The organism is Cobetia sp. UIB-001 (genome assembly GCF_044789135.1).
Taxonomy (GTDB): domain Bacteria; phylum Pseudomonadota; class Gammaproteobacteria; order Pseudomonadales; family Halomonadaceae; genus Cobetia; species Cobetia amphilecti.
Window position 1 is genome coordinate 3,147,623 of sequence record NZ_CP058244.1, and the last position, 13,858, is coordinate 3,161,480.

Genomic DNA, 13,858 nt, shown 5'->3' on the forward strand with positions numbered 1-13,858 from the left:
TGATGGCTTACTGGTTGGCAGCTTCCGCGGCGTCGACGATGTCCTGACCGATATCCTCGGCAAACTCGCCCCATACCGGCTTCATGGCGTCGACCCACTGCTGACGCTGGGCATCGTCGAGCGTGATGATCTCGCTCTGACCGGAATCGATGATGGCCTGCCTGGCCTCCATGTTCTTGGCTTCGGAGAGCTGGTTGCCGTAGACGATGGCCTCATCGAGCGCCGACTTGACCTCACCACGCACATCATCCGGCAGGCCATTCCAGAAGCGCGCCGAGGACACCACCATGTAATCCAGCACGCCGTGATTGGATTCGGTGATGTACGGCTGCACCTCGAAGAACTTCTGGGAGTAGATGTTGGAGTAGGTATTCTCCTGACCGTCGATGGCCTTGGTCTGCAGCAGGATGAAGACCTCGGAGAACGGCTTCTTCAGTGAGACGGCATCCACCGCGTCAAACTGGGCCTCGAGCACATCGGAGGTCATGATGCGGAATTTCTTGCCGTCGGCATCCCCCGGTGTCTTGAGCGGCGATGACGCGGACAGCTGCTTCATGCCGTTATGCAGATAACCGAGCCCCACCAACCCCTTGGATTCCAGCGACGTCAGCAATGACTGGCCCGTCTCGCTGCTCTGGAAGCGTTCGACAGCGCCCATGTCCTTGAACAGGAAGGGCAGATCGAAGACCTGCAGCTGATCGGTATATTTCTGGAACTTGGACAATGACGGTGCCGCCAGCTGCACATCGCCCAGCAGCATGGCTTCCAGCACCTTGTCGTCCCCGTACAGCTGCGAACTGGGGTAGAGCTCGACTTCCACCTTGTCGCCCAGTCGCTCCTCCACCAGTTGCTGGAATTTCTTGCCCATCTGGCCCTTGGGGGTATTTTCCGCCACCACATGGGAAAACTTGATGGTGATCGGGTCGGCCATGGCCGTCGCTGAGGCAAACAGGATAGCGGCACTCAGGGCGGTCAGGGCTGGCTTGATAAGGCGCATGGCGAATCCTCTTGAATTGCGGATATTGTTGGTCTTGTAGGGCATTCGATATCCCGTCTGCGCGGCTCCGACACGAAGCCGCGCAGAGGTGCGGCGCGAGCAGGGATAGCCGAGACCCTGCGAGCATTGCGCCACAGCCGCCAGATAGACGAGACAATCCAGACAATTCAATAAGTTGAAGACGCACAGTTCGCATACAACTCGCGCACAAGTGAGCCGAATTCCGCGGGCCGCCGGCGATCTGTGAGGAGTTGTGCGGATTTCCGCCCACCAACGACAAGGCCCCTGTGCGGGAATCCGCACAGGGGCCTTGTCTGTTAGCACCGATCATTGCCAATCGAGCGTCTTCCTCAGCTGTCACACCACCTGCCAGCACATTCTCAAAGACGGTGCTCAGAGACGGTACTCAGGGACTGTGTTCAAGGACTGTGTTCAGGGACGGTGCTTGGTCATCAGCTCGCTGAGCTTGTGGCTGATGCGCTGATCGGTCGCCTGCTCTTCACGCGCCTTCTGCTGGCGCGTCAGCTCATCGAGCTGCTGACGGGCATGGCGTGCCTCATCTTCCGTCACGGCACCCACCGACTGACCCGAGAGATCCACGCGCTGCGTGCCCGCCCGTACCGCCTTCAGATACCGCGGCAGATGGACATAACCCGCCAGCGCGCGCCGCACCAGCTTGTCATCCCAGGGCTCGTTTTCCAGCAGCTCGATATGGATGCCGATCTTCAGCGGCCGGGTATGGCCCTTGAAGAAGGTATCCGGATAGCGCTTGTACCACTGCTTGAGCAGCGCATGGGGAGAAGGCGCCGACTCAGGCTGAGAAGCCTGCTGTGCTTGCGGGGCCTCGCCCTGCTCGGCCTCGTTCTGCTGCTGCGCTTCCTGCTCCTGCGGTACCTGAGCTTGCGGCGTTTGAGCTTGTGACATCTGGGCTTGCGACGCCTGAGCCTCGGACGAATCAGCAGCCGTCGTTGTCTGCGCGTCAGCTGCCGGCTGACTCACGTTCAGGCGCTCTGAGGCCAGGCGTTCTGCCTGCGCCTCCTGCTGCGCTGCCAGACCCGCCTCCGCATTCGTGGAGGGTTGCGGCGCAGAAGCCTGCTCAGCCTGCTCAACCAGTTCGCGCAATTGCGCATCTCGCGCCAGCAACGCCTCATTCACCGCGCTTAACTGCGCCTGCTGCTCCTGCAGTGTCTGGCGCGCCGCCGCGAGCTGCTCAGCGAGCTGCTCACGCTCATGACGCTCCGCGGCCAGTGCACGCTCGGTTTCTGCCAGGGCACGCTGATGCGCATCGGCATCTGCCGTGGCTGCAGACGCTGCCTGCTGCTCCAGCTGGGCCAGCGCATCGCGCAGGCGGGCATTTTCCGACTCCAGGGCCGCACGGGCCTGGCGCTCTGTGTCACGCTGCTGTCGCTGTGTGTCGGCTTCATGTTCAAGCGCAGAATACAGCGCTTCGAGGCGATCCATCGTCAAGGCCTGAGCCTCCCTTGCACGCTATGGGCAGTTCCGTTTGGCACCAGTCTGTGTCAGTACCTGCTGACTGTAAAGGTCACGCCGGCCAGCCAGTGGCTCAGACGTCGCGGCGCTCGAAGCGCACGAAGTCATAGGCCGGCAGGCCCTCACCACTCTCTCCCGGGACGCGCTGCGCTTCCTGCCAGCTCGCATCCAGCGCCGGGAAATGGGCATCGCCCTCGATCTCGACCGCAACCTCGGTGAGATAGAGGCGCGTCGCCACCGGCAGCGCCTGGGCGTAGATCTGACCGCCACCGATCACCATGATCTCATCCACGCCTTCGATCATCGCGTGGTGGTCCGCCATGCTCAGCGCGGCAGCCAGGTCACTGCAGACCCGCACACCATCGTGACTGAACTCGCTGTCACGCGTGACCACGATGTTGAGGCGGTTGGGCAGCGGCCTGCCGATGGAGGCGAAGGTCTTGCGCCCCATGATCACCGGCTTGCCCTGGGTGACATGCTTGAAGAACTTCAGGTCTTCCGGCAGATACCACGGCAACTGGTTGTCGACGCCGATCACGCGGTTGACCGACATGGCAGCAATCATCGCGACGGGCACGACGGTGTCAGCCGCCGCCGTCAGCGGGGAGAATTCATTATCGCTCATACAGCCACCTGCGCCTTGATATGCGGATGGGATTCATAGCCTTCGATGGCAATGTCATCGAAGGTGAAGTCGAACAGATCCGTGACTTTCGGATTCAACACCAGCTGCGGCAGCGCCAGCGGCTCACGCGTCAACTGCTCACGCGCCTGCTCGAGATGATTGCTGTAAAGGTGGGCATCGCCGAGGGTATGGATGAACTCGCCTGGCTTGAGGCCACACACCTGCGCGACCATCTGGGTCAGCAGCGCATAGCTTGCGATGTTGAACGGCACGCCGAGGAAGATGTCCGCGCTGCGCTGATAGAGCTGGCAGGACAGGCGACCATCGGCGACGTAGAACTGGAACAGTGCATGACAAGGCGGCAGCGCCATCTCGTCCACCAACGCCGGATTCCAGGCCGAGACCATCAGGCGGCGCGAATCCGGGTTGGTCTTGATCTGCTCGATCAGCTGGCTGATCTGGTCGACGGAACCGCCTTGCGGGTTCGGCCAGCTGCGCCACTGGTAACCGTATACCGGCCCGAGGTCGCCATTCTCATCGGCCCACTCGTCCCAGATACGCACGCCGTTTTCCTTCAGGTAGGCGATGTTGGTATCACCCTTCAGGAACCACAGCAGCTCGTGGATGATAGAGCGCAGGTGCAGCTTCTTGGTCGTGACCAGCGGAAAGCCTTCGGCCAGATCAAAGCGCATCTGGTGACCGAAGACACTCAGGGTGCCGGTGCCGGTGCGATCGCCCTTTTGTGTGCCGTTTTCCAGCACATGGCGCATCAGATCTAGATAGGGTTGCATGGTGGCGAGTCCGTACGGCGTGTCAGAGGCTGGCGCGGCGAGCGGAGCCGTGGATCGCCCTGCGCCAGCCTCTTCATGAATTCGAATCGTTCACTTGACGATATTTGACGCTGCCAGATACGCAAGAACGCGGCCCGATGGCCGCGTTCTTGCGTATCTGGCAGGGGGCCAGTTTACACCGATCGCCCCCTGTATTCACGTCTGCATTGCCCCTCAGGAGGCGCGAGGCACCGGCGGCTGCGCCACTTCCTGACCGCGCGACCAGGCCATCAACAGCAGCCCGAACAGCACCATCGGCAGCGACAGCAGCTGGCCCATGGTCAGCCAGTCGAAGGCGATGAAGCCGAGCTGGGAGTCCGGCTGACGGAAGAATTCGGTGATGAACCGGAAACAGCCGTAGCAGAGCAGGAACAGACCGGAGATCAAGCCCTTCTGACGCGGTTCACGCGAGATGAACCACAGGATGGTGAACAGCGCGACGCCTTCCAGTGCAAACTGATAGAGCTGCGAGGGATGACGCGGTTCCGGCCCGTAGAGCGGGTAGACCATGCCCCAGGAGACATCGGTGATGCGACCCGGCAGCTCCTGATTGATGAAGTTGCCCAGCCGCCCTGCGCCGAGGCCGATCGGCACCATCGGCGCGATGAAATCGGTCAGCTGGAAGAAGGTCAGCTGATGGCGACGCGCGAACATCAGCATCGCGATCAACACGCCCAGCAGACCGCCATGGAAGCTCATGCCGCCATCCCAGACCTTGAAGATCCACACCGGGTCCGCCAGCAGCTTGTCGAAGCCATAGAAGAGCGCATACCCCAGGCGGCCACCCAGCACCACGCCCAGAGCGCCGAAGAAGATCAGGTCGCCCACCGCGTCCTGACTCAGGCCGACGCGTGCGCGACGTGCTCGTGCCAGCCCCCAGGCCGCCGCGAAACCGATCACGTACATCAACCCGTACCAATGAATCTTGAAGGGCCCCAGCGCCAGCGCCACGGGGTCGATCTCAGGATATTGCAACATGTGAAAACCTTGAATGAGGAAGTCGGGCTCTACCAACGTACTGGGCGATGCAGTCATCGCCTCTCAGGCGGGCAGAGCATAACAGTCAAAGCATGAACACGACCTGCCTGAGGCAGCGTATTCCCGCTCACGCCAGCAGAAACCGCAGTCCGACGATGACCAGAATCAGCGCGAACAGGCGCTTGAGCAGCAGGGCCGGCAAGGCATGCGCCAGCCGCGCCCCGAGGCGCGCAAACGGCACGGACGCCAGCACGATGCCCAGCCACGCCACCCAATGGACATAGCCGATGGCGTGCTCCGGCAGATTGGGGGCATGCCAGCCGACCACGATGTTGGTCAGTGCGGCGGTCAGCGCGATGGGAAAGCCTGCCGCGGCGGCGGTCCCCACCGCTTCGGTCATGCGCGCCTGCCAGCTGGAAAGCATCGGCACCATCACCGTGCCGCCACCGATGCCGAACAGCGAGGAAATCACGCCGACGGTACTGCCGCCCACGAACTGGCCGACCCGCCCGGGCGCCTGGGCCATCTGGCCCACCTTGAGATCCAGCCCGAGCTTGGCCGCCACCAGCAGCACGAAGACGCCGAACGCCAGCTTGAGCGTCTCGCCGCTCAGTTCACTGGCCAGCACCACGCCCAGCCCGGTGCCGACCACCAGCCCCGGCAACAGCCGCTTGAGCCAATCGAGGCGCACCGCACCGCGCTCATGATGTGCCCGTGCCGACGACAGCGAGGTCACCACGATGGTGGCCAGCGAGGTGCCGATCGCCAGATGCATCAACACCTCCGGCGCGACGCCTTGCAGCACGAAGGCCGCGGCCAGCACCGGCACGATGACAAGCCCTCCGCCTATCCCGAACAACCCCGCAATCATGCCGGCGACTGCGCCCAACAAGGGATACCACCACCACATACCCGACTCCTTTCATGCTGCATTGTGGTGACTGTCTGCCGAGAGTGGCCCGGGCCTCTCAGCGCCATGACCGTCAGCCGTCTGTTGATGCTGGACCTTCGCCGCTGCCGGACGCGCGTGGCGTCAGCGTCACGTCAGGCAGCCACATGCTGACCTTGTCGATCAGCGCCTGTGGCCGATAGGGCTTGCCCAGATAATCATCCAGCCCGGCGGCGAAGAAGCGCTCGCGATCGGCTTCACTGGCATTGGCGGTCAGCGCGATGATGACACTGCGCCGCTCACTGCCGGCAGCGGCTTCCTGCTCGCGCCAGCGCTGGCTGACACTGACGCCATCCATGCCGGGCATGAAGATATCCATGAACACCAGCGCGTAGAAATGCTGTCCACGTGCGGCCAGCGCCTCTTCGCCGCTGCTGGCGGTATCGACCAACAACCCTTGCCGCCCGAGCACCGTGCGCGCCAGCATCGCATTCACCGGCCCGTCATCCACCACCAGAATGCGGGTTTCGGTCGGCTTGCCCGGCCATGTCATCGGCAGCAGGATTTCCAGCGCCTGCTCGTCGTCCAGGTTGATCTGGCGATAGCTGCCGCCCAGCTCGTCGATCAAGCGCCGCGCCATGACAAGGCTCGAGGGCGATTGATGACCGATATCGAGGCCGACATGTCCACGCAGCTCGAGTCGCAGACAGCAACAGCCAGCGCCCTCGTCCTCTGAGCCCTCTGCAGAGAACGCTGCATCGCGACAGGCCGGCAGCTCACAGGCTTGCTGCAGCTCAAGCAGCAGAGATTGATGACTGGCGCTTTCGTGGCGCATGCAGCCTTCCGCCAGATGCTCGAACAGCTGCGCAAGGCGGCGCACATCACCGCGCAATGCCTCCGGCATCGGCCCCAGCTGCCACTCGAAGGGGCAACCGACATCATGATGGCGCTGCTGCATGTCCTCGAGCAGCGCCCCCAGCGTCTCGGTCGGCGAGAAGTCATTCTCTTCCAGCGGCGTCCGTACCACTTCCTCGCGCTCGGTCAGGGCATCCAGCAGTTGCGCCACGCTGTCGAGGCGGCCCTGCAGCAGGCTGAGCTCGGCATCCTCGATATGACGCTCGCGCCTGAGCTGACCAAGCTTGCGCACCAGCCCTTGCAGCGGTGGCGTCAGCTCAGCGTGCAGCATGTCCAGATAATCACTCTTCAGACGCGCCTCTTCGCGGGCACGGTCACGCGCGACCAGCAACTGCTGGCTGGCCTGATCGTGCTCCGACTCATCGATCATCACGCCGAGCACCTGCGCCGGGTCATTGTTGAAGCGACACAGCTCCAGGCGCATGCGCCGCATGCGCCCCTCGGCGTCATGTACCCGGAGTTCACGACTGCTGGGCACGCTGGGGTTGGGCTCCAGCATCAGCAAGCTGCCCACCGACCGGCCCAGCGCCTCATGCAATACCAGCCCGAACAGCTTCTCGAAGGCCGGGTTGGCCATCGCCAACAGCCCATGACGCATCACGAAGGCCGGCAGCGGCAAGGCATCCAGCTCATGGCCGCGACCACGGCGCAGCAAGGCCACGGCCCCACGATGGCGCCGCAGGATGTCATCCGCCGGATAGGCCTGCCGCCCCACCGGCGGGTACTCCTCCATCACCTCACCGTTCTCGATACGCTCGCTCTGGCGCGCCAACCACTCCAAGGGCTGCCCCAGGCGCTGATCCATGCGCCTGAGGCGCCATTGCAAGATGAGCATGACGACGGCAAACACCAGCAGCAGCGCGCCACCACTGCCCAGCAACAGGGTCAGCAGCGGCACCTGGCCGGGCACCTCGAGTCGCGTGCTGGACACCAGGCGCCAACCAGTGACCGGCAAGCTGTCCCACACCACCACCTGAGTCCCGTGCGGGTCGTCCAGCGAGGCACCGCGCAGGCTGGTATCCATCGCGCGGGCGATATCCGCGGGCAGCTTCTGGGAATGGCCGTCGCCGACATTGCTGCTGGCCGCCCAGACGTTCAGGTGGTCATCGACCAGCCAGAAGGCATCCGAGGGGGCATGCCCCGGCAGCAGCAGGCGCGCCTCCATCTGCGGCAGCGCGAGATCCAGCCCGACACGCGCCTTCTGGCCATTGCTGAGTGAGACCTCCGCCAGCGCCGTGATCTGCGGCAGACCGGCAGGCCCCGGATGCGGCGGTAGCCAGACCACGCGCGCCGCACCATTGTCGGTGTTCTCGGCAAGCTGACGCACGGTGTCCGGCAACACCCCGGTATAGGGCATGAAATCGCTGCCCGGCGCGAAGGCATCCAGCACGTTGAACCAGGGATAGAGCATGACCATGCTGTTATCGAGACTCACGAACAGGCGTGAGATCAGGGGGTCCGACGAGTAGAGGTCCGACAGCAGCCACTGCATATGCATCAGTCGCCGCCCGGCGTCGCGATCCTCATCGCTCAACGGTCCTGCGAATTCGCCGTAGAGTGCGGCTCCCCCACGCGATACCGGCCTGAACAGCTGGCCCTGCTCGGTGAGCGAGAACTGGTCCAGGCCATCGTCATAGGCGCTGCTCCCGTTGGCGCCGAAGTCGAGATGGCGCCGTGCATAGCGCGCCAGAATCTGCAGGCGACGCTGCTGGGTCTCCAGACGCTCGCTGACCAGTGCCGTGGCCAGCGCATGCTCCTGCCGGAGCTCCCCAAGCGCGCTATCGACGGCGGCATGCTGCGTGCTGTCCCAGACCACGGCGGCCCCGACCAGAAAGCTCAACGCCACCGCCAGCTCCGCCAGCAGCAGCGGGCCAGCCGTCAGCCGAATCATGCGCGCCCAGACCTTCTCCAGGCCACTGGCGGAATTCTGGGCATTCGAAGCCATCGCCGCCGCAGGCGGTGGCTCGACAGAGGAAGCACGGCGCGAGAACATGATCTGAAAGCATCCTGTAGGTGAGGCGTCGGCAAGCCCGACCGCTGACCAGCGCAAGCTGTCGAGACAAAGCAGCAGCATACGCAAGCCGCCGTCAGGCGTCATGCAGTGCCAGCGTGACAGAGGCGCTATTTTCTCCCGACCCCCTGATGGAGTGGCGACATGTGCCTGATGGCATTTGACTGGCAACCGGACTCGCCGCAGGGCGAATGCCTGCTACTGATCGGCAACCGGGATGAGTTTCACGCACGCGCCACCGCCGGGCTCTGCGTGTGGCCGGATGGTGTCCTGTGCGGCGGACGCGACCTGGTGGCCGGCGGCGGCTGGCTGGTCATGCACCCCGCCGGAAGTCTCGCCACGCTGACCAATGTGCGCCAGCTGGACCACCCTGCCCCGACGGCCAGCATCAGCCGTGGCCAGCTGGTCGCGGCCGCGGCGCGTCAGGCGCTGGGTCGATGCTCGCGCTGGCGCCTTGAAGACTGGTTGCGCGCACTGGTCGCGGGAGAGAGCGTGCCCGCGGCACTGGAGGGAGCGGACGCACAGAAGCTCTCTGCGCTGACGCTTGAGGCCGTGGACTGGTGCAACCTGCTGGTCTGCGATGGCAAGGCGTTGTGGCGCCTGCATCATGGCCCACAAGGGGCCGAGGTGAGCCGCCTCGGCGCGGGCATCCACAGCCTGAGCAATGGCCATCCCGAGAGCGACTGGCCCAAGCAACGACGCCTGAGTGACCGCCTGACAGCCCTCCTCGACCCGTCAGTCCGTGCTGGTCAGACAACCGCACGGCCATTGAGCGACGACGCGCTGCTCGACCTGCTCAAGGATGACTGGCGGCCCGCGCCGACTCAGCTACCAGCCACCGGACTCACGCCCGAACGCGAAGCCCTGCTGTCCAGCCCGTTCATCGTCAGCGCCGAATATGGCACGCGGGCCTCGACCCTGGTGCGCTGGCAACGCCACCCGACAAGGGATACGGCTGATCCGTCTGGTGTGGTGCAGACCTTGACCCTGTTGGAGCGCCGTTTCAGCCCTGAGGGCCATACCATCGCCAGCCGCAGGGCCATGACCCGCTTGCTCGCCACGGGGAGCGACGAGGAAGGAGATATCGGCAGCTGGCGGCTCAGCTAGTCGTCTCACCAGCCTTCTGTGCCACAGGCGCGTTGTCGCGCGGCGGCAGCAGATGGGCCAGATCCCAGGCCTGCAGGCGGTGGAGCAACAGGTCATGAACCTCATCGGCGGTGGGCTGACACAGTACCTCGTCCACCAGTCCCTGCGCCGCACTCAGCGACACCCGCCGAATGGCCGCACGCACGCGAGGCAGGCTCGGGGCATTCATCGACAGACTGTCAAAGCCCATGCCCAGCAGCAGCAAGGCCCCGGCGGGGTCGCCCGCCAGCTCACCGCAGACGCTCACCGGCATCTTGAGCGCACGCGACTCTTCCGCCAGACGCGCCAGGGCGCGCAACACCGCCGGATGGCAGGCATCGTAGAGACTCGCCACGCGCGGGTTATTGCGGTCCACCGCCAGCAGATACTGGGTGAGATCGTTGGAGCCCACCGAGAAGAAGTCGACCCGGGTGGCGAGCGCTTCCAGCTGGTAGAGCGCCGCCGGCACCTCGATCATCACGCCGACACTCGGCCGCGAGACGTTGATGCCCTCTTCGGCCAGCTCGACCAGCGCCCGATTGACCAGCGCCAGCGCCGCATCGACTTCCTCGATTCCCGAGATCATCGGCAGCATGATGCGCAGGTTGTCCAGCCCTTCCGCGGCACGCAGCATGGCCCGCAGCTGCACCATCAGCACCTCGGGGTGATCGAGCGTCACCCGGATGCCCCGCCAGCCCAGGAAAGGATTGGCCTCGTTGATCGGGAAATAGGGCAGGTCCTTGTCGCCGCCGATATCCAGCGTGCGCATGGTGACCGGCAGCGGCGCGAAGCCCAGCAGCTGCTCACGATACAGACGCGCCTGCTCCTGCTCGCTGGGGAAGCGGTCACTCATCATGAACGGCACTTCGGTGCGGTAGAGCCCGACCCCGCCGACCCGCGACTTGAGCGACGCGACGGAATCCAGCGCCAGGCCGGTATTCACCATCAGTGGCAGAACATGACCATCCGGGGTCACGCTTGGCAAATCCTGCTCCTGTTCCAGCAGCGCACTCAACGCCTGCTCCTCCTCGATCAACCGTGAATAGTAGGCGCCGAGCTCAAGCTCGGGACGCACTACCAGTCGACCACGGTGACCATCGAGAATGACCGGTGCACCGCCCAGTCGCGACAACGGAAGATCCACCATGCCCAACACGGTGGGAATCCCCATCGCACGCGCCAGGATGGCGACATGCGAGGTACTCGAGCCACTGACCGCGACCAGCCCCTTGAGGCGTTCCCGCGGGACTTCCCCCAGCGTGGCGGGGCTGATCTCGTGACCGATGAGGATGGTGTTTTCCGGGTATTCGATCGGACCACTGTCACCCTCTTCCTGCAGGTGTGACAACACGCGGCGCCCAAGATCCCGTATGTCGGCGGCTCTTTCGCGCAGATAGTCATCATCGACACGCTCGAGATACTGCACATGGCGGCGCACGATATCGGCCAGCGCCGCCGGCGCCCACTGTCCTTCACGGATGCGCTTCTCGACTTCCTGCCCCAGCGCCGCGTCGCCCAGCATCTGCTGATAGACCTCGAACAGCGCATGTTCCTGGGTGGAGATACGACTGGCGAGACGCTCCGCCGCGACGCGGATCTCTTCGCGCACGGCGTTGATCGCCTCCTTGAGGCGTGCGATCTCGAATTCGATATCGGTGGGGATCAGGTCGGGGACAGCGTCCAGGTCGGCGGGCGGAGACAGCACGAAGGCCTTGCCGATGGCGATACCGGGCGAGCCGGCCACGCCGGAGAAGGTCGCCTGGCCGCTGGTACCGGCCAGCTTGCCCAGCGCCCCCGTAGCCAGGGCGTGAGCCAGCACTCCCGCCAGCTGCGCGCCGAGGGTGACAAGGAAGGCTTCCTCCCCTTCATCGAAACGGCGCTTCTCGTGCTGCTGGATGACCAGCACCCCGAGCACACGACGCTGATGAATGATGGGGACACCGAGAAAGCTGGAGAAACGCTCTTCTCCGGTCTCCTCGAAATAACGGAATTGGGGGTGTGCGGGCGCATCCTCGAGGTTGAGCGGCTCTTCTCTGAGCGCCACCATCCCGACCAGGCCCTCGCCACGTGCCAGACTGACCTGCCCCACCGACGACGAGCGCAGACCGATGGTGTCCTTGAGCACGAAGCGATCGCTTTCCGGTGCCAGCAGATAGACGGAGCAGACGTCCGTCTTCATGGCCTTGCGTATGCGCAACACCATGGTCGCCAGTGCCGCGTCCAGAGAACGTGCGCCATTGACCTCCTGAACGATACGACGTAGCACCTCAAGCATGGAGTACCTCAAGCATGGTGTATCTCGCGCATCGAAGACGTCGAGAAGGTGATTGCTCAGCCAAGGCGGCGTGACCCACGCTCAGCCACCCGCGCCCATCAACGCCATCAGCCGGACGAATGACGCCCTTGCCCTTCGGAGCTGGCGTCACCGGCTCCGGAATCAGCGGCACCTGTGCCATCGAGCCCCTTGGCCGCCGCGTTGGCAGTAGCGACCGGTGAGCCACTGGCGCCAGACGGCCCGCAGGCGCCCCGCGCCTCATGCAGCGATGGCCCCTCGGCGAGCGCCTTGAGCCGCTCGGTGTCCACCAGACGCTGCAGACGCGGCGCCAACTCACGCAGGGCGCGCCGATAGACCTCACGCTTGAAGGCCACGACCTGCCCCAGCGGATACCAGTAGCTCACCCAACGCCAGCCATCGAATTCCGGATTGGGCGTGGTATCCACACTTACGCGGTTGTCCTGACAGCGAATCTGCAACAGGAACCACTTCTGTTTCTGACCGATGCAGATCGGTCGGGAGTGCGTTCTTACCATGCGTCTGGGTAACCGGTAGCGCAGCCATCCACGGGTGCAGGCCAGTATCTCGACGTCCTCAGCTTTCAGGCCGATCTCTTCTTCGAGTTCACGAAACAGCGCCTGTTGCGGTGTCTCGTTTGGCTTGATGCCCCCTTGCGGAAACTGCCACGCATTCTGTCCTACCCGGCGCGCCCAGAGCAGCTGGCCCTCACAGTTGGCAATGATGATGCCAACGTTGGGGCGAAAGCCGTCAGCGTCGATCACGGATGTCACCTTTGATTCGTTAATTGAAACCATTCTTCCACAAAGGCTGAAAGCGCTTCAATACGCGGTTTGGCGGTGTGAAAGCCCGAGCACCTCTGCAATAATCGCTGCCTTCACGCTATTGCAGTGCAACACGGCCGTGCGAGACTGCTCGTCGGCCACCGTACACCCGCGCAAACACTGGGCCGGCACCCTATCGTGCTCTGTTGTCCGTGTCTGTCGCCCAGCCGAGTGTGGCTGGGCAGAGCAAGGAGTTTTCCGTGAGTCTGGCCATCTTTGATCTCGACAATACCCTGATCGCCGGGGACAGTGATCACGCCTGGGGCGAATTTCTGGTCGAACAGGGCGCTGTCGACGCCAACGTCTACCGTGAAGCCAACGAGCGCTACTACCAGCTCTATCAGAGTGGCGAGCTGGACATTCACGAATACCTGGCCTTCTCACTCAAGCCGTTGTCCGAGAACAGTCCGGAGCAACTGGCGGCCTGGCACCAGCAGTTCATGGCCGCCAAGATCGAGCCCATCATCCTGCCGCGGGCGGAAGAGCTGCTGGCACGTCACCGGGCACGCGGCGACACCCTGCTGATCATCACCGCCACCAATCGCTTCATCACTGCTCCCATCGCGGACCGCCTGGGCGTCGATGAGCTGATCGCCATCGAGCCCGAGATCGTCAACGGCCGCTACACCGGACGCGTCAGCGGCGTCCCCAGCTTCCAGGCCGGCAAGGTGACCCGCCTCGAGGCCTGGCTGGCCGAACGTGACCACACTCTGGATGGCAGCACCTTCTACAGCGACTCCATCAATGACCTGCCGCTGCTGGAGCGTGTCGATACTGCCATCGCAGTGGACCCGGATGAGCAACTGCGCGCCGCCGCTGACGCGCGCGATTGGCGGATCATTTCGTTGCGCGACTGATAAAAGACTGATTTACATGGTTT

Annotated in this window: 10 protein-coding genes and 1 pseudogene; 2 read left to right on the forward strand and 9 right to left on the reverse strand. The window is 64.0% G+C overall.

The window, feature by feature from the left end; genetic code table 11:
- Positions 1-7 precede the first annotated feature (7 nt).
- From HA399_RS13145 to HA399_RS13175, 7 genes are all read right to left on the reverse strand, one after another.
- The gene (locus tag HA399_RS13145; RefSeq protein WP_404325212.1) at positions 8-997 is read right to left on the reverse strand and encodes a TRAP transporter substrate-binding protein; all 990 of its coding nucleotides are present in this window, start codon (positions 995-997) and stop codon (positions 8-10) included.
- Between the two features lie 432 nt (positions 998-1,429).
- Positions 1,430-2,458 (reverse strand): ProQ/FINO family protein, encoded by a 1,029-nt coding sequence (locus tag HA399_RS13150; protein ID WP_404326988.1) that lies wholly within the window; start codon positions 2,456-2,458, stop codon positions 1,430-1,432.
- A gap of 103 nt (positions 2,459-2,561) precedes the next feature.
- The gene (locus HA399_RS13155) at positions 2,562-3,113 is read right to left on the reverse strand and encodes a dihydrofolate reductase (protein WP_054555577.1); all 552 of its coding nucleotides are present in this window, start codon (positions 3,111-3,113) and stop codon (positions 2,562-2,564) included.
- A complete protein-coding gene (locus HA399_RS13160; RefSeq protein ID WP_404325214.1) occupies positions 3,110-3,904 on the reverse strand; it encodes a thymidylate synthase in 795 nt (264 codons plus the stop codon). Before HA399_RS13160 ends, HA399_RS13155 begins: the two co-directional genes overlap by 4 nt.
- A 213-nt stretch (positions 3,905-4,117) precedes the next feature.
- Positions 4,118-4,921: a prolipoprotein diacylglyceryl transferase gene (lgt, locus tag HA399_RS13165; RefSeq protein ID WP_404325215.1), complete on the reverse strand. Its 804-nt coding sequence runs from the start codon at positions 4,919-4,921 to the stop codon at positions 4,118-4,120.
- Between the two features lie 127 nt (positions 4,922-5,048).
- Entirely contained in the window at positions 5,049-5,831 is a 783-nt protein-coding gene (locus HA399_RS13170; protein ID WP_054555579.1) for a sulfite exporter TauE/SafE family protein, read from the reverse strand.
- A gap of 73 nt (positions 5,832-5,904) precedes the next feature.
- A complete protein-coding gene (locus HA399_RS13175; protein ID WP_404325216.1) occupies positions 5,905-8,718 on the reverse strand; it encodes a response regulator in 2,814 nt (937 codons plus the stop codon).
- 162 nt (positions 8,719-8,880) lie between these two features.
- Here HA399_RS13175 and HA399_RS13180 point away from each other — a divergent pair, with 162 nt between their 5' ends.
- Positions 8,881-9,843, forward strand: coding sequence for an NRDE family protein (locus tag HA399_RS13180; RefSeq protein WP_404325217.1), 963 nt, complete (start codon positions 8,881-8,883; stop codon positions 9,841-9,843).
- Here the strand turns inward: HA399_RS13180 and ptsP are convergent.
- Both ptsP and HA399_RS13190 read right to left on the reverse strand, forming a co-directional pair.
- Positions 9,836-12,136, reverse strand: coding sequence for a phosphoenolpyruvate--protein phosphotransferase (gene ptsP, locus HA399_RS13185; RefSeq protein WP_052384254.1), 2,301 nt, complete (start codon positions 12,134-12,136; stop codon positions 9,836-9,838). The genes HA399_RS13180 and ptsP overlap by 8 nt on opposite strands.
- A 317-nt stretch (positions 12,137-12,453) precedes the next feature.
- Positions 12,454-12,918 (reverse strand): annotated as a pseudogene (locus HA399_RS13190) (RNA pyrophosphohydrolase); the annotation flags it as partial.
- 260 nt (positions 12,919-13,178) lie between these two features.
- On the opposite strand from HA399_RS13190, the gene HA399_RS13195 reads away from it, so the two are divergent.
- On the forward strand, positions 13,179-13,835 hold the full coding sequence (locus HA399_RS13195) for an HAD family phosphatase (RefSeq protein WP_054555583.1): 657 nt from the start codon (positions 13,179-13,181) through the stop codon (positions 13,833-13,835).
- Positions 13,836-13,858: the final 23 nt, after the last annotated feature.